The sequence below is a fragment of the Kribbella pratensis genome (assembly GCF_004365355.1).
Lineage (GTDB): Bacteria > Actinomycetota > Actinomycetes > Propionibacteriales > Kribbellaceae > Kribbella.
The window spans coordinates 722,297-747,509 of record NZ_SODP01000002.1 but is presented as its reverse complement, the minus strand read 5'-3'; the positions used below and the strand labels follow the sequence as shown (position 1 = coordinate 747,509).

28 protein-coding genes are annotated in these 25,213 nt (G+C 68.4%); 11 read left to right on the top strand and 17 right to left on the bottom strand.

Going from position 1 to position 25,213, the window contains the following annotated elements:
• The first annotated feature begins 2 nt into the window (after window positions 1–2).
• A complete protein-coding gene (locus tag EV653_RS20200) occupies window positions 3–281 on the top strand; it encodes a muconolactone Delta-isomerase family protein (RefSeq protein ID WP_134105288.1) in 279 nt (92 codons plus the stop codon).
• Window positions 282–325: 44 nt separating this feature from the next.
• Window positions 326–727, top strand: coding sequence for a helix-turn-helix domain-containing protein (locus tag EV653_RS20195; RefSeq protein ID WP_134105287.1), 402 nt, complete (start codon window positions 326–328; stop codon window positions 725–727).
• Here EV653_RS20195 and EV653_RS20190 read toward each other — a convergent pair.
• The 10 genes from EV653_RS20190 to EV653_RS20150 are packed head-to-tail and all read right to left on the bottom strand — an operon-like array spanning window position 679 to window position 8,464.
• Window positions 679–1,344: a DUF6390 family protein gene (locus tag EV653_RS20190; protein ID WP_134105286.1), complete on the bottom strand. Its 666-nt coding sequence runs from the start codon at window positions 1,342–1,344 to the stop codon at window positions 679–681. The two genes, EV653_RS20195 and EV653_RS20190, sit on opposite strands and share 49 nt — an antisense overlap.
• An 11-nt stretch (window positions 1,345–1,355) precedes the next feature.
• Window positions 1,356–1,574, bottom strand: coding sequence for a HypC/HybG/HupF family hydrogenase formation chaperone (locus EV653_RS20185; protein WP_134105285.1), 219 nt, complete (start codon window positions 1,572–1,574; stop codon window positions 1,356–1,358).
• A 4-nt stretch (window positions 1,575–1,578) separates the two neighbouring features.
• Entirely contained in the window at window positions 1,579–1,680 is a 102-nt protein-coding gene (locus EV653_RS42855; RefSeq protein WP_441294976.1) for a DUF6893 family small protein, read from the bottom strand.
• Window positions 1,680–2,183 (bottom strand): hydrogenase maturation protease, encoded by a 504-nt coding sequence (locus tag EV653_RS20180; RefSeq protein ID WP_134105284.1) that lies wholly within the window; start codon window positions 2,181–2,183, stop codon window positions 1,680–1,682. Before EV653_RS20180 ends, EV653_RS42855 begins: the two co-directional genes overlap by 1 nt.
• Window positions 2,180–3,457, bottom strand: coding sequence for a hypothetical protein (locus EV653_RS20175; RefSeq protein WP_134105283.1), 1,278 nt, complete (start codon window positions 3,455–3,457; stop codon window positions 2,180–2,182). Before EV653_RS20175 ends, EV653_RS20180 begins: the two co-directional genes overlap by 4 nt.
• Window positions 3,454–4,086 (bottom strand): DUF6084 family protein, encoded by a 633-nt coding sequence (locus EV653_RS20170; RefSeq protein WP_134105282.1) that lies wholly within the window; start codon window positions 4,084–4,086, stop codon window positions 3,454–3,456. Before EV653_RS20170 ends, EV653_RS20175 begins: the two co-directional genes overlap by 4 nt.
• Complete coding sequence (locus tag EV653_RS20165; protein ID WP_202871753.1) at window positions 4,079–4,747, bottom strand: DUF5947 family protein; 669 nt, start codon at window positions 4,745–4,747, stop codon at window positions 4,079–4,081. The genes EV653_RS20170 and EV653_RS20165 overlap by 8 nt, the downstream gene beginning before the upstream one ends.
• Window positions 4,744–5,583: a NifU family protein gene (locus EV653_RS20160; protein WP_134105281.1), complete on the bottom strand. Its 840-nt coding sequence runs from the start codon at window positions 5,581–5,583 to the stop codon at window positions 4,744–4,746. Before EV653_RS20160 ends, EV653_RS20165 begins: the two co-directional genes overlap by 4 nt.
• A 1-nt stretch (window position 5,584) precedes the next feature.
• Entirely contained in the window at window positions 5,585–7,390 is a 1,806-nt protein-coding gene (locus EV653_RS20155; protein WP_134105280.1) for a nickel-dependent hydrogenase large subunit, read from the bottom strand.
• Window positions 7,391–7,393: 3 nt separating this feature from the next.
• Entirely contained in the window at window positions 7,394–8,464 is a 1,071-nt protein-coding gene (locus tag EV653_RS20150; RefSeq protein WP_202871752.1) for a hypothetical protein, read from the bottom strand.
• Window positions 8,465–8,641: 177 nt separating this feature from the next.
• Between EV653_RS20150 and EV653_RS20145 the strand changes: the two genes are divergently transcribed.
• The 5 genes from EV653_RS20145 (at window position 8,642) to hypE (ending at window position 13,982) form a co-directional block, all read left to right on the top strand.
• Window positions 8,642–9,109 carry a helix-turn-helix domain-containing protein gene (locus tag EV653_RS20145; RefSeq protein WP_134105279.1) on the top strand — a complete coding sequence of 156 codons (468 nt, stop codon included), beginning with the start codon at window positions 8,642–8,644 and terminating at the stop codon, window positions 9,107–9,109.
• A gap of 84 nt (window positions 9,110–9,193) precedes the next feature.
• Window positions 9,194–11,470, top strand: coding sequence for a carbamoyltransferase HypF (gene hypF / locus EV653_RS20140; RefSeq protein ID WP_202871751.1), 2,277 nt, complete (start codon window positions 9,194–9,196; stop codon window positions 11,468–11,470).
• Between the two features lie 13 nt (window positions 11,471–11,483).
• Window positions 11,484–11,813: a HypC/HybG/HupF family hydrogenase formation chaperone gene (locus EV653_RS20135; protein ID WP_134105278.1), complete on the top strand. Its 330-nt coding sequence runs from the start codon at window positions 11,484–11,486 to the stop codon at window positions 11,811–11,813.
• Window positions 11,810–12,928 carry a hydrogenase formation protein HypD gene (gene hypD, locus EV653_RS20130; protein WP_134105277.1) on the top strand — a complete coding sequence of 373 codons (1,119 nt, stop codon included), beginning with the start codon at window positions 11,810–11,812 and terminating at the stop codon, window positions 12,926–12,928. The genes EV653_RS20135 and hypD overlap by 4 nt, the downstream gene beginning before the upstream one ends.
• Window positions 12,921–13,982: a hydrogenase expression/formation protein HypE gene (gene hypE, locus EV653_RS20125; protein ID WP_305000370.1), complete on the top strand. Its 1,062-nt coding sequence runs from the start codon at window positions 12,921–12,923 to the stop codon at window positions 13,980–13,982. The genes hypD and hypE overlap by 8 nt, the downstream gene beginning before the upstream one ends.
• Here the strand turns inward: hypE and hypB are convergent.
• Together hypB and EV653_RS20115 are read right to left on the bottom strand one after the other, a co-directional pair.
• Complete coding sequence (gene hypB / locus EV653_RS20120; protein ID WP_202871750.1) at window positions 13,930–14,691, bottom strand: hydrogenase nickel incorporation protein HypB; 762 nt, start codon at window positions 14,689–14,691, stop codon at window positions 13,930–13,932. The two genes, hypE and hypB, sit on opposite strands and share 53 nt — an antisense overlap.
• A gap of 46 nt (window positions 14,692–14,737) precedes the next feature.
• On the bottom strand, window positions 14,738–15,067 hold the full coding sequence (locus EV653_RS20115) for a hydrogenase maturation nickel metallochaperone HypA/HybF (RefSeq protein ID WP_130444232.1): 330 nt from the start codon (window positions 15,065–15,067) through the stop codon (window positions 14,738–14,740).
• Window positions 15,068–15,150: 83 nt separating this feature from the next.
• On the opposite strand from EV653_RS20115, the gene EV653_RS20110 reads away from it, so the two are divergent.
• Complete coding sequence (locus EV653_RS20110; RefSeq protein ID WP_238159911.1) at window positions 15,151–16,050, top strand: hypothetical protein; 900 nt, start codon at window positions 15,151–15,153, stop codon at window positions 16,048–16,050.
• Window positions 16,051–16,052: 2 nt separating this feature from the next.
• Here EV653_RS20110 and EV653_RS41245 read toward each other — a convergent pair whose 3' ends face one another.
• The gene (locus tag EV653_RS41245) at window positions 16,053–16,913 is read right to left on the bottom strand and encodes a hypothetical protein (RefSeq protein WP_166679499.1); all 861 of its coding nucleotides are present in this window, start codon (window positions 16,911–16,913) and stop codon (window positions 16,053–16,055) included.
• A 155-nt stretch (window positions 16,914–17,068) separates the two neighbouring features.
• Here EV653_RS41245 and EV653_RS20100 point away from each other — a divergent pair, with 155 nt between their 5' ends.
• The 3 genes from EV653_RS20100 to EV653_RS20090 all read left to right on the top strand — a co-directional run bounded on the left by EV653_RS20100 (window position 17,069) and on the right by EV653_RS20090 (window position 20,918).
• Window positions 17,069–18,448, top strand: coding sequence for a peptidoglycan recognition protein family protein (locus EV653_RS20100; RefSeq protein WP_134105275.1), 1,380 nt, complete (start codon window positions 17,069–17,071; stop codon window positions 18,446–18,448).
• A complete protein-coding gene (locus tag EV653_RS20095) occupies window positions 18,445–19,683 on the top strand; it encodes a SpoIID/LytB domain-containing protein (protein ID WP_134105274.1) in 1,239 nt (412 codons plus the stop codon). Before EV653_RS20100 ends, EV653_RS20095 begins: the two co-directional genes overlap by 4 nt.
• A 152-nt stretch (window positions 19,684–19,835) precedes the next feature.
• Window positions 19,836–20,918 (top strand): glycoside hydrolase family 76 protein, encoded by a 1,083-nt coding sequence (locus EV653_RS20090; protein WP_238159910.1) that lies wholly within the window; start codon window positions 19,836–19,838, stop codon window positions 20,916–20,918.
• Window positions 20,919–20,969: 51 nt separating this feature from the next.
• Here the strand turns inward: EV653_RS20090 and EV653_RS20085 are convergent, their stop codons facing one another.
• From EV653_RS20085 to EV653_RS20070, 4 genes are all read right to left on the bottom strand, one after another.
• Entirely contained in the window at window positions 20,970–21,830 is an 861-nt protein-coding gene (locus tag EV653_RS20085) for a peptidylprolyl isomerase (protein ID WP_134105272.1), read from the bottom strand.
• Window positions 21,831–22,062: 232 nt separating this feature from the next.
• On the bottom strand, window positions 22,063–22,500 hold the full coding sequence (locus tag EV653_RS20080; protein WP_134105271.1) for a bleomycin resistance protein: 438 nt from the start codon (window positions 22,498–22,500) through the stop codon (window positions 22,063–22,065).
• A 12-nt stretch (window positions 22,501–22,512) separates the two neighbouring features.
• Window positions 22,513–23,172: an SMI1/KNR4 family protein gene (locus EV653_RS20075; RefSeq protein WP_134105270.1), complete on the bottom strand. Its 660-nt coding sequence runs from the start codon at window positions 23,170–23,172 to the stop codon at window positions 22,513–22,515.
• A 236-nt stretch (window positions 23,173–23,408) separates the two neighbouring features.
• Window positions 23,409–25,196, bottom strand: a complete 1,788-nt coding sequence (locus EV653_RS20070) for an acetyl/propionyl/methylcrotonyl-CoA carboxylase subunit alpha (RefSeq protein ID WP_134105269.1) — start codon at window positions 25,194–25,196, stop codon at window positions 23,409–23,411.
• Between the last annotated feature and the right edge of the window lie 17 nt (window positions 25,197–25,213).

Here is a 25,213-nt window from a genome sequence, read left to right as displayed (position 1 = left end):
CGATGAAGTTCCTCGTGTTGTGGCAGATGGAGCTCAGCCTGCTCTCGCCGGAGATGGCGCGGGCGGTGGGGGCGATGCCGGAGTACGGGCAGCGGCTGGAGCGTGACGGCAAGGTGCTGGCCAGGTACCACGTGGTCGGATCGCACGGCGGGGCGTGGATCTACGAGGTGGACTCGCACGAGGAGTTCGAGCGATTGCTGGGACGCGCCCCGGTCTTCAACTTCGCGCGCTACACCGTGCACGCCCTGGCGGAGATGGAATCCAGGCCACCGGGCGATTGACGCGGCCGTAGCCGCACGACAGGCTGGCAGCAGGGGGTAGGTGCATGTTCGAGGATCGCAGCGAGGTTGCGGTTGACCGGCATCTGGTGGTCAGCCATCGGTTGCGCGCGCGCCGGTTACAGCTCGGGCTGACCCAGAAGCAGCTCGTCAGCCGGCTGGCGCGGCGGGGGATCCGGACCACCAACAAGACGTTGTCCAGCTTCGAGCACGGCGCCGGGGTCGATGTGGTGCGGTTGCCCGAGCTGGCCGGTGCGCTCGACTGCACCGTGACCTACCTGCTCGGCATGACCGAGGACCCGGCGCGGTGGGAGCCGGATCGGTCCGGTCCGCTGGACCACCGGCCGGTGTCGCGGCCCGCGGTGCTGAACTCACCTGGCGTGGTGGGCCAGCCCGACGGTCACGGGATCCTCGGCCCGGACATCCCGGTGCGGCCGCCCAGGCGCTGATTGACCAGCGTCAGGTGGTACGCCGAATAGTGGCGTAAGGCAACCAGCTGCGGTGGCGTCAACCGGTCGCAGACCCAGCCCCAGTGCAGCGAGACCCAGTCGCCGGCCCGCAGCGGCTCGATCAGCTCCACGTTGCCGAGACCGAGCGTCGCGGTGTCCCGGCCGGGCAGACCGAGCGCCAGGCGGACGCCGTCCCAGACCAGCGGTCGCGACTCGACGACGACCTTGCCGTCGGCAACCGAGATCACCCTGCCCCATCGGATCCGGCACTGGTCGAGGACCTGGAGCGCATGCTCGGTACGGCGTTCGTCGTGCAGCAGGCCTGCCCACGGGTAATGGCAGAACACCTGGAAACTGTGGTGCGGCAGCCCGGGGTCGGCGCCGCCGGCCCGGTCGAGCAAGCGATTGCCCACCCAGTACGCCTCGACCACCTCGCGGTCGAGCGGATCCGCCGTACCGGTGGCCGCGGCGATCACCCGCAGCTGCGGCCAGGCACCCTCGAACTGTTTCGCCAGCGCCCGGAACCTGGTGCCCGTCCGGCCCTCGAGCAGGGCGCCGGCGTCCGCGGGGCCGCAGTACCCGAGCTGGTTGGGAGCGAACGCGTACCGCGCGAACATCGCCGGCCCGTTCACAGGTCGGCCCCGAAGAACGCGAGCGCGTCGGCGGCGCGTTCCGGCGAGATCCGCTCCAGTGCGAACCCGCTGTGGATCAGTACGTACTCACCGGGCACGAACGGGCCGTCGAGCAGTGTCACGTTGATGTCGCGGACAACTCCGGCCACCTCGACCCGGCCGAGCGCCGCGCCGTCCGGACAGTCGACCACCCGGCCCGGGATGCCCAGGCACATCGGGCTACATGTCCCTCAGCCGGAGGTAGCGGCGAATGTCTTCCAGGCCGTAGTAGCCCACCCCGACCAGCAGCAGCAGTACGACGGCCAGCAGCATCCAGCGCATCACAACTTCCCCTCCGTCACACCGGTCCGGGATGCCGGTCCGGCGACCTGTCCGGTGACCAGGTCGACCACCAGTTGCGCCGCCGTCCCGACCGCGTCCTGCACTGCCGCCGACAGGCCGATCCCGGCGTCGACGGCGGCCGGTTCGCAGCCGACCACGACCACAGGACCTACAGTGCCACCGAGTCGCGGCACAAGCGAGAGCACAGCGTCCGGTCCGAGGTCGTGCGCGTCCATACTCACCTCCGGACCGGGTTCCGCGCCGGGCTCGGCCTCGATCAGGTAGACCGTCCCCGGCGGCCCGCCGCGCTCGACCGTGTCGACCAGGACGACCAGGTCGTACGGTTCAAGCAGTTGGTAGGCCAGGTGGATCCCGCGGATTCCGAAGTCCCGAACTTCGACGCCGTCCGGCAGGCTGTGCTGTGACAGCTCCGCGACGACTGCCACTCCGAAGGCGTCGTCGCTGCAGAACATGTTGCCCAGGCCGGCCACGAGAACAGTCACGTCAACGGCTCCAGTTCGTCCGGGCTGAAGTACAGGTACCTGCCGTGCGAGCGCTGCACCTCGCCTTCCTCCCCGTCCAGTGCGACCGCGACATGCGTCTCCCCGTCGACATCGGACAGTACGGCGACCACCGTGCCGAGCCTCCCGCGCAGGAACATGTCCTGCGCGTCCGCCCGCCGTACGCCGGGCCGCAGCCGCACCTTCGTTCCGTTGCCGACGGCAACGTCACCGACCTGGACCGTGTCGGTCGAGGGCGAGACCGAGGCGTCGTTACCGGGATCCCACCAGGGTTTGCTGACCGGCTCCGGGTCGGTCACCTTGCGGAGGTAGCGGATCGTGCCGTGCAACCGGTCCTGGAACTCCGGCGGCATCGAGTCGATCCGTTCGAGCAGCTCGGCCGTGCGCGGATCGGTGCCGCGGACCTCGCGTTTCTCCTCCTCGGTCAGCGTCATCGTGCGCAGGCTGAGGATCTCGTCGATCTCCGTCGCGTCGTACAGATCGCCGGTGCTCTCCGGCGCGATCCGCGGGTGGTCGTACAGGATGATCGGCGACGACAGCAGCACGTCGCCGGCCAGGACCGGGTAGAGGCCGACGTTCTCGCAGCCGGCCGCGTAGGCACCGGCCCACTCGGGCGGCTCCAGCAAAGACAGGAACCGGGCTCCGTCGGCGGCCACCATGACGTGGTGCGCGATCAACGCCTGCCGGAGCGCGCCGACCCGCTCGGAGCTGCCGTTCGCGGTGGTGTTCTCGACCCGGATCCGCAGCCGCGTGACGCCGTACGGGCCGGGCAGCTTCTCGAGGCTCAGGGCGACTGTCCCGGTGATCGGCTGCCGGGTCCGGCGGAGGAATCCGGCCGTCCCGATCGCCTCGGTCTCGGTGCCGCGGGGTAGCTGGAACGGCACCTCGCGGGGGAACCGCTGCGAGCGCGTGGTGATGTCGACGGTCCGCACCACCGCCTCGTCCCACGGGCGGTACGTCGCGTCGTCGGTCGCCAGGAAGGTGACTTCGGCCTTGTCGGCATTCAGCACGTGCCGCCATTGCGCCTGCAGGAAGCGCAACCGCACCGTGAGCACCGCGTCGTCGCCGTCGAGCAGGCACTCGGTCTGCGACCAGGACCGTTCGGACGGGTCCACCAGCGCGTAGTCCGGCGGCATCAGGACGCCGAACTGCCAGCGGACCCGGTTCTTTCCGTCCGAGGCCCGGTACGGGTAGAGGACATAGCCCTCGAGCAGCAGCGCGTCCGCGAGCTCCTGGACGGCGTCGAACTCGTTCATTCCAGCTGTTCCTTCAGGAGTCGCTCGATCGCGTCGTCCCAGCCGGGCAGGGCTTCCCGCGTGCGGTACCGGTACAACCGGTCGAAGGTGTCCTGCCGCAGCCGAAGCCACGCGGCACCCGGGAAGTGCTGGTCCATCGCCTCACGCCACACCGCCACCGGCAACCCGAAGGTCGTCTCCTTCTGCCAGGCGACCGGCGTCACCGAGAGGGTGCCGGGACGGCCGGTGAAGATCGTCCCGTTGAACAACAGCAGCAGCGGTACGGCGTCCTCGCGCACCGCGTACAGGTACTTGTGGGCGGCAACGTCGAAGTCGTAGCTGCACGGCAGTTGCAGGTCGACCTCGGTCGCGCCGGTGAACCCGGGCACCATCTGGGTGACGAACGCCAGCTGCAGCGGCTTCAACGTCTCACCCCAGCGGGCCCGCTCGCCGAACAGGTCGGCCAGCCCTTCGGCCTCCTCGTCGGTGTAGCGGCGCCGGATCGGCTCGATCCTGATCTGGCAGCGCAGCGCCAGCGCGTGGACGGGCGTGCCGGTCGTCTCCTCGATCCTCAGCCGCAGCCGGATCGTCGGCGCCGCGGCGTACCGATCGGCTTCGGCGCCGGCACAGCTGAAGTCCAGGTCAACCACGGCCGCGCTCCCGGATCCCCGCGAAGAACTCGTCGATGCGCTGCCAGACGTCCTCGCCGCCGGCGAAGCCTTCCCAGTACTGCCGGACGATCCCGACCAGCTGGTAGCAGGCGTCGATCGGCACCAGGTGGCACTCGAACCCGTCGTCGAGCCGCCGCAACAGCACCGCCTCGAGATCCGGGACGAGCTCCTGCAGCCGGGGATCGCCGGCCACAACCTCGTTCCACGCGGTCAGGTCGAGCAGCGATTCGGTGGCGCCGCCCGGGCTCGGGTAGAAGGCGACATACCGGCCCTGGTCCGACTGGTAGAAGAGGAACGCGAGGTTGACCGGGATCCCCATCGCGTCCCACTGGGCCGCGGACATGGCGAACCCGGTGTCGGCTCGATAGTGCTCGGGCACCGCTCGGTAGTGTCCGTGCGACGCTGCCTCGCCGGTGAACAACAGATAGCAGGACCGGCAAGTGCACAGCAGCCGGTGGCCCTGCACATCGGCCAGATGCGAGTGCTGGACCCCGATCGGTACCGCGCACATCTCGCACTGCTCGCCCGGCGCCAACTGCTCCCGGACCCCACCGGTGAACTCCCGCAGGACCGCGACCGGATCGACGGCCGGCTGAGGCTTGTTGCGCGCGAGCGAGCGCAGGGTCGGCGGTGGTTTCACGCCGGCTGCACCCCCGGGATCGCGACTTTCCACCCCGAGCCTTCGGGCAGCAGCGGCAGCGCTTCGAGCGGCGGGCCTTCCGCAGGCGTCAGAGCTCGCCCGGCCAGACGGACGTCGTACTCCGCCGTGCAGCGGGGACACGTGAGCCGATCGCCGTCCAGCCGGGCGTGGTGCAGAGCCGACGAGCACGCGGGGCAGTTGTTCCGGTAGGCGAACAACGTGCCGGCCAGGTTGGCCAGCAGCACGTCGAGGCCGCCGACAGTTCGGTGCTGGACCTGGCCGAGGGGTGGGGCCAGGTCCAGCTGGTGCCAGCCGTCCCGGTGGGGGCGGAACGGCTCGATGGTCAACAGGTTCTGCTTGTCCTTCACCATGCCGTCGACGTCGACCGCGATCGCCTCCGGGGCCGCGTCCAGCACGGCGTTCTCGACCGTCAGGCGGACCGTGGCAGTCGACCCGGGGCAGCCGTCGCAACTGCCTTGGAGCCGGAGGTGGACGACGCCGTCGTCGTCGATGCCCAGGTAATCGATCCCGCCTGCGTGCGAGCCCAGGTACGGGCGGACCGAGTCCAGCGCGTGCTGGATCCGGGTCGCGATGTCGTCGGGATGCAGGTCGTGCAGCAGCAGCAGGCCGGCGACGAGGTCGTCCCCGGCCAACTGCCGGACCTGCGGCTCGTCGAGCAGGCTCAGCAGTTGTCCGAGGCCGGCGCCGTGCAGAGTCAGCACCGCGCGGACCAGTTCCTCCACCTGTGCGGCGAGCTTGGGGTCGGCGCGCCGCTGGACCTCGTCCAGCAGTACGTCGATCCGTTCGCTCAGCTCCTGGACGTCGTGCCTGTCCATCTCAGTACGGCGCTACCGCGATGGACGGCGAATGCAGGTGCGTCTTCTCCTGCCCGTTGCCGACGAACATGTGCACGCCGCACGGCAGGCAGGGGTCGAAGCTGCGGACCGCCCGCATGATGTCGATGCCCTTGAACCGCTCCGGTGGATTCTCCTCGAAGATCGGCGTGTTCTGGACGGCGTCCTCGTACGGACCCGGGGTGCCGTAGCTGTCCCGGACGCTGCCGTTCCACGGGGTCGGCGGGTACGGGTGGTAGTTCGCGATCTTGCCGTCCCGGATCACCATGTGGTGGGACAGCACGCCCCGGACGGCCTCGGTGAAGCCGCAGGAGATCGCGTCGTCGGGCACCTTGAACGGCGTCCACGTCTCGGTCCGGCCGGCGCGGACCTCGGCCATCGCCTTCTCGCAGAAGTGCAGCGCGAGCGCGGCGGCGTACGCCTGGAAGTAGGTCCGGGCCCGGTTCCGCTCGAGCGCGTTGCTCCACTGCGGGATCTTCCACTCGTACTCCGTGGCCGGTTTGAGCGCGGTCCGCGGGAGCTGGATCTTCACGCTGTGCCCGGTGGCCTGGACGTAGTCGGTGTTGACCAGACCGGACAGTGCCGTCGACCAGAGCCGGGCGATCGGTCCGCCGCCGGTGTCGAGGGCGAGGTGGTCCTTGCCGTCGAACCAGCGCGGGGACATGGTCCAGCTGTAGGCGTTGGAGAAGTCGCGTTTCTGCGGCTTGGGCAGGGTGTGCTGGTTCCACGGATGCCGGACGTCGATCGGGTTGCCGAGCGGATCGACATCGACGAACTTCTCGTGCGATCCGTCGGCCCAGTCCTCGTAGTACGAGCTGCCGAGCAGGATTCGCAGACCGAGGTTGATGTCGACGAGGCTGTTCGTGATCAGCTTGCCGTCCACGATCACGCCCGGGGTGACGAACATCCGCCGGCCCCAGGCCTCCATGGTCCGGTAGTCGAAGTCGCAGATCGCCGGGTCCTGCAGACTGCCCCAGCAGCCGAGCAGGATCCGCCGCTCGCCGACGTGCTCGTAGCCGGGCAGCGCCTCGTAGAAGAAGTCGAACAGATCGTCGTGCAGCGGCACGACCTTCTTCATGAACTCGATGTAGCGCATCAGTCGGGTCAGGTAGTCGGTGAAGAGCTGGATGGTCGCGACCGTGCCGACACCGCCCGGGTAGAGCGTCGACGGGTGGACGTGCCGGCCCTCCATCAGGCAGAACATCTCGCGGGTGTAGCGGCTGACGTGCAGTGCCTCGCGGTAGAACTCACCCTCCAGCGGGTTGAGCGAGCGCATGATGTCGCCGATGGTCCGGTAGCCGTGGTCGCCGGCGTGCGGCGCCTCGGTCCGGTTCGCCAGCTCGAGGACGCCCGGGTTGGTCTCCTTGACCATCCGCTCGCAGTAGTCCACCCCGACCAGGTTCTCCTGGAAGATGTTGTGGTCGAACATGTACTCCGCTGCCTCGCCGAGGTTCACGATCCACTCGCCGAGGTGCGGCGGCGCGACGCCGTAGGCCATGTTCTGCGCGTAGACCGAGCAGGTGGCGTGGTTGTCGCCGCAGATCCCGCAGATCCGGCTGGTGATGAAATGCGCGTCGCGCGGGTCCTTGCCCTTCATGAAGATGCTGTAGCCGCGGAAGATCGACGAGGTGCTGTGGCACTCCTCGACGGTCTTGGACTTGAAGTTCACGTTCGCGTAGATGCCGAGGCTGCCGACGATCCGGGTGATCGGGTCCCAGGCCATCTCGACGACGTCGGAGCTCTGCGAGCCGGTCGTCTCGGGCCTGACTTTGGGATCGGTGGTCGTCATGGCCTACCACACCTTCTCGTAGCCGGTGGCGAGTTCGGAGCCCTTGCGCCGCCACTTCGGTTCCTTGTTGCCGGCGTTCTGGGTGTACTTGCGGAGCCGGCGGATGACGGTGCCGTAGACCATCGACGCGGTGGTGGAGACCTTGCTGCCCGGCGGTTCGTCCATGAACGGCATGAATTTGTCCGGGAAGCCGGGCATCGTGCAGGCGATGCAGATACCGCCGACGTTCGGGCAGCCGCCGACGCCGTTGATCCAGCCGCGCTTGGGCACGTTGCAGTTGACCACCGGACCCCAGCAACCCAGTTTCACCAGGCACTTGGGCGAGCCGTACTCCTTGGCGAAGTCGCCCTGCTCGTAGTACCCGGCCCGGTCACACCCTTCGTGCACGGTCCGGCCGAACAGCCACTGCGGCCGCAGCTCGGCGTCCAGCGGGATCATCGGGGCCTGGCCGGCGACCTGGTACAGCAGGTAGACGAGCGTCTCGGACAGGTTGTCGGGGTGGATGGGGCAACCTGGTACGCAGACGATCGGCAGCCCGGCCTTGGACTTCCAGCTCCAGCCGAGGTAGTCGGGCACTCCCATCGCGCCGGTCGGGTTACCCGCCATCGCGTGGATCCCGCCGTACGTCGCACACGTGCCGACGGCCACGACCGCGGTGGCCTTCGGGGCCAGCCGGTCCAGCCACTCCGACGTCTTCATCGGCTGCCCGGTGGCCGGGTTGTTGCCGAAGCCGGCCCAGTAGCCGTCCCCGTGGATCGCCTCGTTCGGGATCGAGCCCTCGACCACCAGCACGAACGGCTCGAGTTCGCCGCGGTCGGCCTTGTGCCACCACGCGATGAAGTTGTCCGCACCGGTCTCGGGCCCGCACTCGAAGTCGATCAGCGGCCAGTGCACCGCGATCCGCGGCAGCCCGGGCAGGGCGCCGAGGACGATCTCCTCGATACTCGGCTGGGTGGCGGCGGTCAGGGCGACCGAATCGCCGTCGCAGCTCAGTCCGCCGTTCATCCAGAGGATGTGGACGACACCCTCGTCGGTCTCCTGCTGCGCCTGCCCCGGTTCCAGCGTCGTGGACACGACCCCACCCTCCGTCACTCACGGAATGCCGATCGTTTCGACCGTACGACGGTCGCGGGCCGACGGACAGACACTTGTGTCTGCTATTAATGGCGGTGTCCGGAAATCCGGGATTCGGCGATTCCAGGACATTCCGGAGGAGCTTTTTAACCCCGCTTCCACCGATATTCTCGGCCAATGGACGACGATCCCGGTCGCGAGGTGTTCGTCTCGCCCGTGGTCGTGGCCTCCCAGGTCTTCGCGGCCCGGCCGGGATCGCTGCCGGACGCCGAGCAGTTCGTCCGCGAGGCGCTCGAGCCGGTCACCCTGGAGACCGAGGAGCGGCAGGCGCTGTACCACGCCATCACGGACGCGCTGCTGGCCGCGGCCGGGGCGAAGGACAACGTCTTCGACGTGACCGTGCGGATCTTCCCCGACGGGGTCGAGGTCGAGGTCCTGCACGGCGCCGGCGTCCGCCGGGTGCAGCCGGTGGCCGAGCCGTTCGCCGATTGGCTGATCGGCGTGCTGCGGGGCCAGGGCCTGTCCCAGGAGGCGGCCGCGCAGCGGATCGGGGTGTCGGTGCGGACCATCAGCCGGTGGCTGCGCGGCGACACCGAACCGCGCCTGCGCGACCTCCGCAAGGTGCACGAGATCTTCGGTCCGTGATCTCTGGCATGCGACCGGTCGGGGGGTTTAGTGTGCGAATTGTCCGCTGATCGCGGAATTCGCCATTTCTTTTCGCCCGGCGGGGTGAGCCTCACGAACGAACCGGAACGGGTACGCAGCCGGATGCTGGTCACGGGCGTCGTCCAGGGCGTCGGCTTCCGCCCGTTCGTGTACTCCCTGGCGCGGGAACTCGGGCTGTCCGGCCAGGTCGGCAACACCGCGTCCGGAGTCGTCGCGGAGGTCGAAGGTCCCGAGGCGGCGGTGACCGACTTCGCGGGCCGCATCCGCACCGCCGCTCCGCCGTTGGCCGTGGTCTCGACCGTCGCCGTCGAGTCGCTGCCGGTGCTGGGCGGGACCGAGTTCACCATCCTCGACTCCACCGCCGGAGCCGGCCGCACGCTGGTGTCACCGGACGTGGCGACCTGCGCGGACTGCTGGTCCGAATTCACCGATCCGTCCGACCGGCGGTACCGGCATCCGTTCATCAGCTGCACCAATTGCGGTCCCCGCTTCACGATCATCACCGGCCTGCCCTACGACCGGCCCGCCACCACGATGTCGGAGTTCCCGCTCTGCCCTGACTGCGCCCGCGAGTACGCCGATCCCGCCGACCGCAGGTTCCACGCCCAGCCGATCGCCTGCCCGGCCTGCGGCCCGCGGCTGCAACTCGTGCAGCCCGGGCTGGAGCCGGCGCACGACGAGGACGCGCTGGCGGTGGCGCACGCGCTGCTGGTCGACGGGGCGATCCTCGCGGTGAAGGGGATCGGCGGTTTCCATCTCGTCTGTGACGCCGCCGATCAGGCCGTGGTGACGACGCTGCGCAAGCGCAAGGACCGGGGTGACAAGCCGTTCGCGGTGATGGCCGCCGATCTCGGCACGGCCCGGCGGATCGCTGAGGTCGACGCCGACGAGGAGGAGCTGCTGACCGGCATCCGCCACCCGATCGTGCTGCTTCGGCGCCGGCCGGGTGCGGCCGTTGCCGAAGCCGTTGCCCCCGGCAACCCTGATCTCGGCGTGATGCTGCCGTACACGCCGCTGCACCAGTTCCTGTTCGACCAGCCCGGTCCCGGGGTGCTGGTGATGACGAGCGGCAATCTGTCCGGCGAGCCGATCGTGACCGCCGACGACGAGGCGATGACCCGGCTGGCCGGTCTGGCCGACGCGTGGCTCGGTCACGACCGCCCGATCCACGTCCCCTGCGACGACTCCGTCGTACGGATCGTCGACAGCACCGAGCTACCGGTACGGCGGTCTCGCGGGTATGCGCCGTTCCCTGTCGACCTGCCCGTCCCGGTCCGGCCCGCGCTGGCGGTCGGTGGTGACCTGAAGAACACGTTCTGCCTCGGCGAAGGTCGCCTCGCCTGGCTCTCGGCCCATGTCGGCGACATGGACGACCTCGCGACCTTGCAGGCCTTCGAGCGTGCCGAGCAGCACCTCGAGAGGCTGACCGGTGTCCGGCCCGAGCTGCTCGTGACGGATAAGCACCCGGCGTACCGGTCGCGGCAGTGGGCCGAGCGGCACGCTGACGGTCGCCCGGTGATCGGCGTACAGCATCACCATGCGCACCTCGCGTCGTTGATGGCGGAGCACCGGTACGACGGCGAGATCATCGGGTTCGCCTTCGACGGGACCGGGTACGGCGACGACGGCGCGGTGTGGGGCGGCGAGGTGCTGCTGACCGGGTACGACGGCTTCGAGAGGTATGCACATCTGAAGTACGTGCCGCTGCCGGGCGGCGATGCCGGGGTGCACAACCCGTGCCGGATGGCGTTGTCGCATCTGCGCGCCGCGGGACTGCGCTGGGATCCGCGACTGCCGTCGGTGCAGGCGTGCCGCGGTCCGGAGCTGGACCTGCTCGAGGCTCAGTTGGCTCACGACATCGCGTGTGCGCCGACGTCCAGCATGGGCAGGTTGTTCGATGCGGTCTCGTCGCTGGCCGGGGTGTGTCACCGGGCCGGTTACGAGGCGCAGGCGGCGATCGAGCTGGAGGGACTGGCCTCGTCCGATCGAGGACTCGGCGGCTACGAGTTCGAGGTCGACGCGGACCAGATCGACCCGGGGCCGGTGCTGGCCGCGGTCGTGCGGGATGTGCTGGCCGGGGTCGCGCCGAGCGTCGTGAGCGCCCGGTTCCACCGGGGTCTGGCCGAGCTGATGGTGACGCTGGCCGAACGGGTCCGCGCCGCCGAAGGACTGACCACCGTCGGGCTGTCCGGCGGCGTGTTCGTCAACAAAGTGTTGCTATCGGCAACTACCAGGGCGTTGACCGGTGCCGGCTTCGCCGTACTGCGGCATCGCCGGGTGCCGCCGACGGACGCCGGGATCGCCCTCGGGCAGCTGGCCGTGGGATCTCGGATCCGGTAGGGGAGGGAACATCATGTGTCTGGCTGTGCCGGGAAAGGTCGTGGAGATCCGGGAGGAGGACGGCACCCGGATGGGACAGGTCGACTTCGGCGGCGTGCTGAAGGACGTCTGTCTGGAGTATCTGCCTGATCTGCAGGTGGGCGAGTACACCATCGTGCACGTCGGCTTCGCGTTGCAGCGACTCGACGAGGAGTCCGCGATGCAGTCGCTCGCGCTGTACCGCAAGCTCGGTGCGCTCGAGGAGGAGTTCGGCGACCAGTGGGGGCTGGCCGCACGGCAGGCCGGTGAGCGCCGGCCGCCGGGGACGGAATGGGCCGCGTCGGATCCTGGAGGCGAGCGATGAAGTACCTCGACGAGTTCAGCGATCCGGTGCTGGCCGGCAAGCTGGTCGACCAGATCCACGCCACCGCGACCAAACAGTGGGCGATGATGGAGGTCTGCGGCGGGCAGACACACACGATCGTCCGGCACGGCATCGATCAGCTGCTGCCGGACAGCGTCGAGATGATCCACGGCCCCGGCTGCCCGGTGTGCGTGACGCCGCTGGAGACGATCGACAAGGCGCTCGAGATCGCGGCCCAGCCGGGCGTGATCTTCTGCTCGTTCGGCGACATGCTGCGGGTGCCCGGCAGCGGCCGCGACCTGTTCCGGATCAAGAGCGAGGGCGGTGACGTCCGGGTCGTCTATTCGCCGCTGGACGCGCTGCGGCTGGCGCAGCAGAACCCCGACAAGCAGGTTGTGTTCTTCGGCATCGGGTTCGAGACCACCGCCCCGCCGAACGCGATGACCGTCTACCAGGCCAAGAAGCTCGGCATCCCGAACTTCAGCCTGCTCGTCTCGCACGTCCGGGTGCCGCCCGCGATCGAGGCGATCATGCAGTCGCCGACCTGCCGGGTCCAGGGCTTCCTCGCCGCCGGCCATGTCTGCAGTGTGATGGGCACGGCGGAGTACCCGGAGCTCGCGGACAAGTACGGCGTACCGATCGTGGTGACCGGATTCGAGCCGCTGGACATCCTGGCCGGGATCCTGCGCACGGTCAGTCAGCTCGAGAAGGGCGAACACGTGGTCGAGAACGCCTACCGCCGGGCGGTGAAGGACGAGGGCAACCCGGCTGCGAAGGCGATGCTGGCCGATGTGTTCGAGACCACCGACCGGGCCTGGCGGGGGATCGGGATGATCCCGCAGAGCGGCTGGCGATTGTCGGAGCGCTACCGCGAGTACGACGCGGAGTACCGCTTCCAGGTCCGCGACATCGCGACGCAGGAGTCGACGGTGTGCCGCAGCGGCGAGGTCCTGCAGGGTCTCATCAAGCCGCACGAGTGCTCCGCGTTCGGGACACTCTGTACGCCGCGCAACCCGCTCGGGGCCACGATGGTGTCGAGCGAGGGCGCCTGTGCGGCGTACTACCTGTACCGCCGGCTGGAGACACCCACCGAGGTGGTGACCACCGGTGGCTGAACCGGCGCTCGACTTCGAGGGCTGGACCTGCCCGCTGCCGCTGCGCGACCACCCGAACGTCGTGATGGGGCACGGTGGCGGCGGACAGATGTCGGCCGAGCTGATCGAGCACCTCTTCGTGCCCGCGTTCGCGAATCCGGTGCTCGACGGCCTGACGGACTCGGCGGTGTTCACTCTCGGGGACGTGCGGCTGGCGTTCTCGACCGACTCGTTCGTCGTCCAGCCGTTGTTCTTCCCCGGCGGCAGCATCGGGCACCTGGCCGTGAACGGGACGGTCAACGATCTCGCCATGAGCGGCGCGCAAGCGGCGTACCTGTCTTGTGGGTTCATTCTCGAAGAGGGCGTCGAGCTGTCCGTGGTCGGCCGGATCGCGGCAGACCTCGGGGACGCGGCGCGGCGGGCCGGTGTCACCGTCGCGACAGGCGACACGAAGGTCGTGGATGCCGGACATGGCGATGGCGTCTACATCAACACCGCCGGCGTCGGTCTGGTCCCCGCTGGCGTCGACATCCGTCCGCAGCGCGCCGTGCCGGGTGATGTCGTCATCGTCAGCGGCCAGATCGGGGTGCACGGGATCGCGATCATGAGTGTCCGCGAGGGCGTCTCGTTCGGCACCGAGGTGGTCAGCGACTGCGCTCCACTGAACGGCCTGGTCGCGACGATGCTCGCGGTGTGCGCGGACCTGCACGTCCTGCGCGATCCGACCAGGGGTGGCGTCGCGACCTCGCTCAACGAGATCGCGAAGTCGGCCGGTGTCGGCATCGAGCTGACCGAGAGCGCGCTGCCGGTGCCGGAGACGGTCGCGAACGCCTGCTCGTTCCTCGGACTCGATCCGCTGTACGTCGCCAACGAAGGCAAGCTGCTCGCGATCGTGCCGCGCGACGAGGCCGACGCCGTACTCGCGGCGATGCGGTCGCATCCGCTCGGTTCGGACGCGGCGGTGATCGGCGAATGTGTGGTGGCGCATCCGGGGATGGTCGTGACGCGCACGGCCTTCGGTGCTACCCGGGTGGTCGATACCCCGATCGGAGAGCAGTTGCCGCGGATCTGTTAGCGAGCCACTCGTGCCATGCGTCGAGCCCGTCGCCGCGGGTGGCGGAGACGGGCAGCAGTTCGACGTCCGGCTTGACCCGGTGGATCAGCTCGAGGCACAGGTCGACGTCGAAGTCGACGTACGGGAGCAGGTCGACCTTGTTCAGCAGGACGAGGTCGGCGGTGCGGAACATGTACGGGTACTTGGCGGGTTTGTCCGCGCCTTCGGTGACCGAGATGATCACCACCCGGGCCGACTCGCCGAGGTCGAAAAGGGCCGGGCAGACCAGGTTGCCGACGTTCTCGACGAACACCAGCGAGCCGTCGGGTGGCGCGAGCTCGGCCAGGCCTCGGTCGAGCATCTCCGCGTCCAGGTGACAACCGGCGCCGGTGTTGATCTGGACGACCTTGCTGCCGGTGGACCGGATCCGCTGGGCGTCCAGCCAGGTCTCCTGGTCGCCTTCGATCACGAGGGTCTCGCGGCGGCCGTCGAGGTCGGTGATGGTCCGCTCGAGCAGCGTCGTCTTGCCGGAGCCGGGGGAGCTCATCAGGTTGATCGCGGTAATCGCGTGGTCGGTCAGGTGCCGGCGGGTGCCGGCGGCGAGCAGGTCGTTCTTCGCCAGGATGTCCTGTTCGAGCAGCACCGTCCGGGTGCCGTGCTCGTGTGGGTGCTCGTGTGAGTGCTCGTGTGGGTGGTCGTGGTCGTGGGTGTGTCCTTCGATCAGGGTCACGCGGGTGCTTACGTCCTCGCCCCCGCAGCCACAGGTGCTGCACATGTCACCGCACCTCCACCGAGATGATCCGCAGTTCGCGGCCGGCCAGTACGTCGAGATCGGCGCTGCCGCAGTCGCACAGCATGATCGGGTCGTCGAGCGTGAACTCCAGCCGGCAGTTCCGACAGTACGCGCGCCCCGATGGCTCGTCGATGTCCAGCCGCGCCCCTTCGAGCCCGGTCCCGCCGGCAACGATCTCGAAGCAGAACCGGATCGAATCGGTCACCACCCCGGACAGCCGCCCGATCTCGAGCCGGACAGCCGCCACCGGTCCGTCGCCGATCTTCTCGACGATCGCATCGACAATGCTCTCCGTGATGGCGAGCTCGTGCACGCTCCCGACGCTAGGCGGACCGTCCACGCCCAGCAAGGGCCGGAGAACGCAACTTCGGCGGCCGAGGGCGCATCGGGTGAGGTGTGAACAACTTCCTGCTGAAACGAGCCTCCGCCGCCGCCGTGACGTCCGCCGTACTGCTGGCTGGTCTGGGGGCCGCCTCGGGTAGTACCGCGATCGCCGCTCCCACGACTGCCACCGCAGCCTGCAGCATGTCGGTTGGGTCGATCACGGCCGGCGGGGACATCGCGAACACGGGCGTGACCGCGTCGTCGCCGATCAAGTCGTCGCGGGCGGTCGGCCCGCATCTGTTCGCGCCGGGGCTCGCCAAGATCGCGTCGACGTGGACCACCACGGTCGGTGTCGCGGGCGAGGACACGACGTACGGCCAGGTCGTCGTCAACGGCACGCTGTACTACGGCGAGTACGGACATGACTCGACCGGTAAGCCGACGAGCAGCCTGAAGTCGCTCGGCGTCGGGTACCAGGGCTACAAGGCGATCGAGTCGTCGTTCTACTGGGGCAAGACCGTGCGTGGGTCCGACTACCGGCTGCGCGGCGACGGGGTGTTGTACCGGTACGGGCCGAACAGGCAGGTCACGCGGTACGCCGGCTACTCGGCCGTCAAGACGATGGCGCTGATCAGCGAGACGCTGACCTACGACACGTTCCTGGCGCTCACCAACGGCGGTGCGCTGTACACCATCCACATCCCGACGAGCACGGCCGCGCCGACCGTCAAGAAGGTCCGCGCGTCGACCTGGCAGAAGTTCGACTTCCTGGTCGCCGAGAAGTGCGGCACCCAGAGCACGTTGCTCACGGCAATCGACAAGGACAGCGGTGCGGCGTACCTCTACGCCGTTGGTCACGCCAACGGAGCCGCGACCGTCATCCAGGGCCTGGGCAAGGTCCCGGGCACCTTCAAGGACCCCGTCTACTACCTGACGACCGCAGAGGGCACCCCGTCCCTCTTCGGCGAGTAGCGCTAGAAGTCGCCGCCGAAGTCTCCGCCGCCGAAGTCGAAGCCGCCGCCGTCTCCGCCGCCGTCGAAGGGGTTGAAGTCGCCCCCGCCGTCGCCGCCTCCGCCGTCGCCACCATCTCCGCCGCCGTCGCCGTAGTCACCGCCGTCGGCCTGGCCGTCCTGGTAGCCGGCTGCGTAGTCGCCGTACCCACCGCCGGCGAACATGCCGCCGAGCGCGGTGCCGATGAACATGCCGGTCAGCACACCGCCGACGCCGCCGAACAGACCCTGCGCGTACGGCGAGTAGGCCGGACCGGCCTCCCAGTACGGCACGCGCTGCGGGCCGACCATGACCTTGCGGACGTCCGGCTCGGCGCCGGCGCGGACCCGCTCGGCGTCGGCCGCACAGGCCGGCACCTCACGCGGCGCGCCACCGGGCGGCGACCACATCACGTCGACCACGGACGGGCCGTGCTGCGGGTTGAAGAAACACGCCGGCCGCTTCTGCGGCAGCGGCTGGTTGTTCACGCGGGCCTTGACGCAGGCCGCGGCGTACCGGCCGTCCTCGAGGATCTCCACCACGTGCTTGATCTGATCCGCCTGGGTGACCTGGCCGATCGCCTGCTTGGCGGACTCGTACGAGTCCAGGGCGCGCTGGTAGTCCTGGCGGGCACCGTCGCCGAGGTCCTTGCCGACCATTTCCAGGTCGAGGTCCTGCAGCTCCTCGCCGAAGCGAGTGATGTCTTCGTCGGCGGTGCGCTTCACCGACTCCAGCTCGGCGGCCGTGATCTCGTGCTGCTGCTTCTTCTGCAGCTGGGTCCGACGATACGAGCGGTACGCCAGAACCGCGATCACCACGACAGCGATGATCAGGATGAAGTCCATGTCGGGCCTCTCTCGGGGGCTTTACGCAGAGCCTATCGAATGCCTCAAGACACCGACGCCACGCAGGGTGACGCAATCCCGGGGAAAGCATCACCGACCGCGCATAATCGGTGACACCGCCCAGCGCCCGTCGTACACCGCCGGAAGGCTGGCTCATGCGCAGGACTGCCCGACTACTCCCACTCGTGCTGACCGCGGCCACCCTGATTCCTCTGCAGCACAACGAATCCACCGCCGATTACCAGGAGATCCCGCTCGACGGCCCGTCCGTCCGGGCGCAGACCGACCCGTTCGGCATGGTCGCCGTCACCTGGCCCGAAGGCACACAGAACGTCACCGCGAAGGTCCGCGTCGAGCAGAACGGACAATGGACCGACTGGCAATCGTTATCGGTCGAAGACGATCACGGTCCAGATCCATTGGTGCCTGAAGGAATTACGCGCGGCGGCACCGAACCTTTGTGGGTCGGAAATGCCACCGGCGTCCAGGCCAGTGCCACGACCGATGCCGGTACGACGATCGCCGGCGCCAAGGTCGTGCTGATCCAGCCCGGTGTGCTCGCGTCCGATGCCGGTCAGCCGTCTGCGCAGTCGATCGAGCCGGCCGCCTCGCGAGCGCCGTACCCGATGCCGTTGATGGTGAGCCGGAAGCGCTGGGGTGCCGACGAGCGACTCCGTAGTCACAACGGGGCCGCGTGCGCGCGTCCGAAGTACACGACGACGGTGCTAGCGGCGTTCGTGCACCACACGGCCGATCGCAACGACTACACGCGAACGCAGGTCCCGGCGATGGTGCGGGCGATGTACGCGTACCACGTGAAGAGCCGCGGCTGGTGCGACCTCGGCTACAACTTCCTCATCGACCGCTTCGGCCGTGTCTTCGAAGGAAGGTACGGCGGTGCGCAACTGCCGGTCCTCGGCGCGCACACGGCCGCGTTCAACGCGAACTCGTTCGGCGTCGCGCTGATCGGCAACTTCGAGCAGGCCGCGCCGCCGGCCGCGATGCTCGAGTCCACCGCGCGGGTGATCGCGTGGAAGCTGGACGCCAACTATCGGTCGCCGCAGGCAACGATCCGGCTCGACGGCAGCAGTCTGCACACCGTCTCCGGCCATCGCGACACCAAGGCGACCGCCTGCCCCGGGACGCAGCTGTACAACAAACTCGGCTGGCTGAGGCAACGCGTGAACACGTTGATGGGTGGGAGTTTCTCGACGCCGATCTACCGGTACGCGCGCACGCTCGGGTTCCGCACCATCGGCCAGCCGTTCTGGGGCGAGCACCGGACCCGCACCGGCTGGGCGACGTACTTCGCCACCCGTGACGTCTTCTACTCCGTTGCCAGCGGCACCCATTCGACGGCCGGCGCCTTTCGGACGCGCTTCCGCCGGCTCGGTGCCGGCAGTGCGCGGCTCGGGCTGCCGATCACCGAGGTGTACCGCGTGCCGGGCGGCTCCCGGCAGAAGTTCCAGCGCGGCTGGCTCGTCTGGGACCGCCGCACACGTCAGGTCAATCTTGTGTACGGGAGAGCTTCATGAGAGCGGTACCGATTTCTGGGCGTGCGATCGCGGCCGTCGTCCTGTCGTCCACGGTGATCAGCGCGACCGCGCAGGCCCGCGATTTCGTGCCGACGGCAACGGCACCGGACACGACGATCACGGGTCGCGGCTTCGGCCACGGCCGCGGGCTGTCGCAGTACGGCGCGCAGGGCGCCGCGCTGGCCGGGAAGTCGGTGAAGCAGATCCTGGACTTCTACTACCCGGGTACGACGACCGGGAAGGCGACCGGCAGCATCCGCGTCCGGATCAGCGCGGACACCACCGACGGCGTGCGGGTCGGAGCGGTGAACAAGCTGAGCGTCCGGTCCTTTGCCACCGGCAAGGTCTATGTATTGCCCCAGGCATCGAACCGGAACCAGTGGTCGATCGACGCTAACGGCGAGCACGGGACCAAGCTCAGCTCGTACGACGCGAAGACGAAGAAATGGACGCTGTACAAGACGTTCACGGGCATGGCGCAGTTCGAGGGAGCCGCCGTGATCGGCCTGATCCTGCCGAGCGGCGCCGTACGGCGGTATCGCGGCGCGCTGCGGGCGATCGACGTGTCCGGTACGCATCTGGACACGGTGAACGTCGTACCGCTGGAGTACTACCTGCGCGGCGTCGTACCGCGGGAGGCCGTGTCCAGTTGGAGACCGGCTGCCCTACAAGCCCAGGCCGTTGCCGCGCGCACCTATTCGGTGTTCCATCGCGATCGCGCGTCGAGCAAGGCGTACGACCTGTGCGATACGACGTCCTGCCAGGTGTACGGCGGGTACGACTCGGAGGAGACGTCGACGAACAACGCGATCGCGGCGACCGCGGGGCAGATCCGGCTGTACAACGGCAAGCCGATCATCGCCGAGTTCTCGTCGTCGAACGGCGGGGCGACCGCGGCGGGGGACGTGCCGTACCAGGTGATGAAGGCCGACAGTTGGGACGCATACCCGAAGAACGGCAACCCGAACGTGACCTGGACCGTGACGCGGTCGGCGGCGGAGATGCAATCCGTCTTCGCCGTCGGATCGATCCGGTATGTGCGGGTGCTCAAGCGCAGCGGCGTCGGCCCGGGCGGCGGTCGGGCGCTGACCATCGAGGCCGTCGGGTCGAAGGGCAAGCGGGTGCTGACCGCGGACCAGGTCCGGATCCGGCTGCATCTCAGGTCCGGCTGGATCAGCTTCCCGGCGCGCAAGCTTGATATACCAACCAGCGTTGTCGAAGAGCCTGACCGCTGAGCCATTGACGTCGTGTCCGTGCGCCGGTTAGAACGTGACATCGATGTCAACCGCCACCGCCCAGGAGGAGTAGGTCGATGCGCAGGAAATTTGGTATATCAACTCGTCTGGCCGCCGGAGTGCTCGCGGTCACCGTTCTCGGGTCGCTGAGTATGACCACGGCCGATGCGGCGACCGAGCCGAACGCAGCTCGGGCGCGCGCGTCGTACGACGCGATCAACACGTACTTCGACGCCGGCAACGGTGGACTGCTGCTGGAGGAGTATCCGAACACGCAGACCAACCCGTACTCGTACGTCTGGCCGTACTCGCAGGCGTCGATCGCGGCCGAGGACCTGGCCGGCATCCCCGGTGCGGGCCGCAAGGCGGCGGCGGAGGCCGACCGGCGGCTCGCGGCGTACGAGTTCTACTGGAACTCAGGTACGACGCCGACCGGGTACGACTCGTACGTGCGGCCGCCGAACGGCCAAGGCGGGGACAAGTTCTACGACGACAACGAGTGGATCGGGCTGAACCTGATCCAGCGGTACAAGCGGACTGGTGACCGCGCTGCACTCGCTCGCGCCAAGGACATCTTCGCGCTCGTCGTCCACGGCTGGGACACCGATCCGTCGCACCCGTGCGCCGGCGGCGTCTTCTGGACCCAGGCCCCGTGGAGCCAGGACCGCAACACGGTGTCGAACGGGCCGGGCGCCGAGCTCGGCGCGCATCTGTACTTGCTGACGCGGGACAAGTCGTACCTGACGTGGGCGCAGCGGATGTATACGTGGGCCCAGACCTGCATGCTCGCCCCGAACGGCCTGTACTGGGACCACATCGACCTGGCCGGCAACGTCGAGAAGACCCAGTGGAGCTACAACCAGGGCGTGATGCTCGGCGCCGGGGTTCTGTTGTTCAAGGCAACCGGTAACCCGAAGTACCTCCGCGACGCGAAGTCGGTCGCGGCGGCGTCGCTGGCGTTCTACAACACCCCCGAGATCCTCGCGAAACAGGGCGCTGCCTTCAACTCGATCTGGTTCAAGAACCTGTTGATCCTGGACTCGGTAGCTCCGAACCCCAGCTACCGCAAGGCAATGCAGTCCTACGCCGACTACAACTGGACCACCACCCGAGACCCCGCCACCAACCTGTACCACTTCGGCGCAGGCTCAGTAGAACTCCTCCAACAATCCGGCATAACCCAAATCCACGCTCTCCTCGCCTGGCCTCGCTCCAGGTACGACCTACTGGCTTAAACACCAGCGCCGCCCGTCCCAGCAGGGGACGGGCGGCGCGGTTTCTTTTGCTTAAGCTGCTGCAGTTGCTGTTTTGATTTCGACCGGGGTGATGGGAGTGCCGTCCTGCGGCCCGTTCTGCGGGGTCACACCAGCTTCCGCCACCTTGTCGATCAGCTTCGCGCTCGCCTCGTCGATCGTCCCGAACGCCGTGTACTGCGGCGTCAGCCCCGACGCATCGCCGTACACGATGAAGAACTGGCTCCCGTTGGTATTCGCCCCGGAGTTCGCCATCGCGAGTACACCCCGCCCGTACTTCAGCGTCGGATACACCTCGTCCGCGAAGCTATAGCCGGGCCCGCCCGACCCGGTCCCGGTCGGGTCGCCGCACTGCAGCACCTGCAGACCTTCGCCGACGGTCAACCGATGGCACTTGGTGTTGTCGAAGTACTTCTGCCCGACCAGGCTCAGGAAGTTCTTCACCGTACATGGCGCCAGCGCGCTGTCCAGCGTCAGCTGCAGGTCGCCGATCGACGTGTTCAGGCTGACCTTCGACGTACCCGACGCCTTGGTCTTCCCGTCGGCCGGCGGGTTCACCTTCTTGCTGGCCGGCTCGGCGCTCTTCTTGTACGTGCAGTTGACCTCGGCCGGGAGCGGCGTCGCCCGCTTCGGCGCCGGCGCCATCGCGGTCGGAATGCTCGTCGGCTTGTTCTGCGGCCCCGCCGACGCCTGGTCACTCGGCGCGGCCGCCGGCTTGTCGTCACCACCCACCCCGAACACCACGAAGACCCCGACGATCACCACGACGACCGTCGCCACCGAGGCGATCGTGATCGCCAGGTTCCGCCGCTGCCGGCGCCGCTCGCTCTCCCGCTCGGCCAGCCGCTTCGCCTTCCGCGCCGCCAGCTGCTGCTGATGGGTCTTCTTGGACATGCAGTAACCCTCCTCACCGGAATGCCTGCACGGGAACCTACAGCGAAAACCTGAGAACTGTCTGTCAATCCCGCCGGTCAATCTCCCTGGAGCAGCTGAGAATGCACATGGAGACGTCGAACAACCCGTGGGGCCCTTGGACAACCTATGGGGTCCTTGGACAAGGAATAACCTGTCCAAGGCCGCCCGCGGGTGTTCACAGCCCCGACGGCCGCCGGGGGATTGTGGCGATCTACGTGGCGGCGCTGGACCGGCGGCCGAGTGAGGTCTGAAAGCGGATCAGATACCCGTCGGGGTCGGCGACGAGGAACTGGCTGACGCCGGTCTCTTCCTGAGGCGTGACGCGATACCACTTGGTCTCCGGCTCCATGAAGAGCGGATAGTCGGCGGCGGCGAGCGCCGACAGGATCGGTGTGAGGTCCGGGACGCTGATCTGGAAGTTGATCCCGCGCCCCAGCGGTCGCTCCAGCGGTCCGGTGACCCAGTTCCGCCCGACGCCCTGCTCTTCGAGCATCACGTGCGCGGATCCGCGTACGACGTACGCGAACCCCTCCTCCTCACGCTTGTACTCGACCACGAACCCACACAACCCACACCAGAACTCGACGCTCCTCGTGACATCCCCGACCAACAACTCAGGTACCAGCGAAGGCTCCGTGGGCGAACTCACCCGCACATGCTGTCAGAGCTCGACGGAGCTCCACCGGAGGCGCCCATCGTCGATGTACGGCGTCCACGCGTGCGGCGGGCGAGTTGGGAACGGCGTCGCGGCGTGGAGACGGCGACCGTGATCCTGGAGGGCGGGCTGGTTGAGAGTCAGCGCATCCGCGACATCGGCCAGCATCTCGGTGATGCTGAACCACTCCGGGATGGAGAACCCATCTGATTCGTTGTCGAAAGTGCCGACGCACCCGTGATGCTCACCCTCACGAAGGTCGACGAACAAGTGGCAGTCGGTCCCCGCGTCGCCGATCGGCAGGAACGCGTCGAGCCAGTCGAAGGAACGGGTGCCTGCCGGCTCCTGTTCGTCGGAGAGTGGTCGGTCGGGAGAGACCGTGGCGGTAATCCTCTGCAGCATCTCGCGATCCCGCAGCATGTGATCGATTCCCATCGGGATGTAGAGGAACGGGATGAGCCTGCCGAAATCCGCCTGCCACCCGAACCCGTTGTTCAACCCGAGCCAGGCGATCAGATCGCTCGGCAGCCGGTGTCCCATCGCCGCCCGAAGCCCGGAGATATCGGCCAGCGTTGCCGGCGGCTGAAGGTGCTCCAACCCGTGCGGCAGGTGCTCCGCCAGCCACCCGGTGATCGAACTCCACGACTGCGCCACCGAATCATTCATAGCTTCCGCACTATGCCAGAGCCTCAGGTCCGTACCGAGCGAGGAGAAGGCCGGCGCATCACCTCCCGGCGGATCCGAGCGATCGGCTGCGTGGTCGACCTGCAGCACCACCGCGGTCCATCCATTCCCGAGCCCCGTTGGTCCGCCGACCTGAGTCCCCACGACCGCAACCGGCGCGCCGCCGGAGGCGGCCAACAAGATGGCCGCCGCGGCGCGGTGTCCTTAGGGTGGTGTTCTCAGTCTTTGATTTCGCAGATTACGGCGCCGGCGGAGACGGTGGCGCCTACTTCGGCGGTTAGGCCGGTTACGGTGCCGGATTTGTGGGCGTTGAGGGGTTGTTCCATCTTCATGGCTTCGAGGACGACGATGAGGTCGCCTTCGGCGACGGTGGCGCCTTCCTCGACGGCGATCTTGACGATGGTGCCCTGCATCGGTGAGGTGAGAGAGTCACCCGAGGCGGCGGAGCTCTTGGTTCCGCCGGCACGCCGGGACGGCTTCTTCTTCCCGGCAGCAGCACCGGCGCCGGCCACAGGAGCACCACCGACAGCGCCGAGACCCGCAGGCAGCACGACTTCGAGTCGCTTGCCGCCGACCTCGACCGTCACCTTCTCGCGTTCGCCCTCCTCGGACGGCTCGCCGAGCGGGCCTTCGTACGGCGTGAGCTGGTTGTCGTACTCCGTCTCGATCCACCGCGTGTGGACCTTGAACCCGTCCGTCCCGACGAACGCCGGATCCGACACGACAGCCTGGTGGAACGGGATGACTGTAGGCATCCCCTCGACGACAAACTCACGCAACGCCCGCCGCGACCGCTCGAGCGCCTGCTGACGGTCGCGGCCGCTCACGATCAGCTTCGCGACCAGCGAGTCGAATGCGCCCGGCACCGTCTCGCCCTGGTCGTACCCGCCGTCGAGCCGCACGCCAGGACCTGACGGCGCATGCCACCGAGTCAGCGTTCCCGGCGCCGGCAGGAACCCGCGCCCGCCGTCCTCCGCGTTGATCCGGAACTCGATCGAGTGCCCGGACACGACCGGGTCGTCGTACCCGAGCTCCTCGCCCTGGGCGATCCGGAACATCTCCCGCACCAGGTCCAGCCCGGTGACCTCCTCGGACACCGGGTGCTCGACCTGCAGCCGCGTGTTCACCTCGAGGAACGAGATCAGCCCGTCCTGCCCGACCAGGAACTCGCACGTACCCGCCCCGACGTACCCCGCCTCGCGCAGGATCTTCTTGGACGACGAATACAACAGCTCCAGCTGCTCAGGCGAGAGGAACGGCGCCGGCGCCTCCTCGACGAGCTTCTGGTACCGGCGCTGCAGCGAGCAGTCCCGCGTCGACACCACGACAACGTTGCCGTGAGCATCGGCCAGGCACTGGGTCTCGACGTGCCGCGGCTTGTCCAGGTACCGCTCGACGAAGCACTCGCCGCGCCCGAAGGCACTCACGGCCTCGCGGGTCGCGGACTCGAACAGCTCCGGGATCTCCTCCATGGTCCGCGCGACCTTCATCCCGCGACCACCACCGCCGTACGCCGCCTTGATCGCGATCGGCAGCCCGTACTCCTCCGCGAACGCGACGACCTCATCGGACCCGTCGACCGGATCCGGCGTCCCCGGCACCTGCGGCGCGCCGACCTTCTCCGCGATGTGCCGCGCCTTGACCTTGTCGCCGAGCGAGTCGATCGCCGACGGCGGCGGGCCGATCCAGATCAGGCCGGCGTCGATCACAGCCTGCGCGAACTCGGCGTTCTCGGCCAGGAAGCCGTAGCCGGGGTGGACGGCGTCCGCGCCGGAGCGCGCCGCCACGTCCAGGATCTTCGAGATGTTCAGGTAGGAGTCGGCCGGTGTCGACCCGTCCAGCGCGTACGCCTCGTCGGCGAGCCGGACGAACAGCGCGTCGCGGTCCTGGTCGGCGTACAGCGCGACGCTGCCCAGCCCCGCGTCGGCGGCGGCCCGGACGACCCGGACGGCGATCTCGCCCCGGTTGGCGACCAGCACCTTGGTGATCTGCTTGCTGTCGGACACAGCTGACTCCCTTCGGC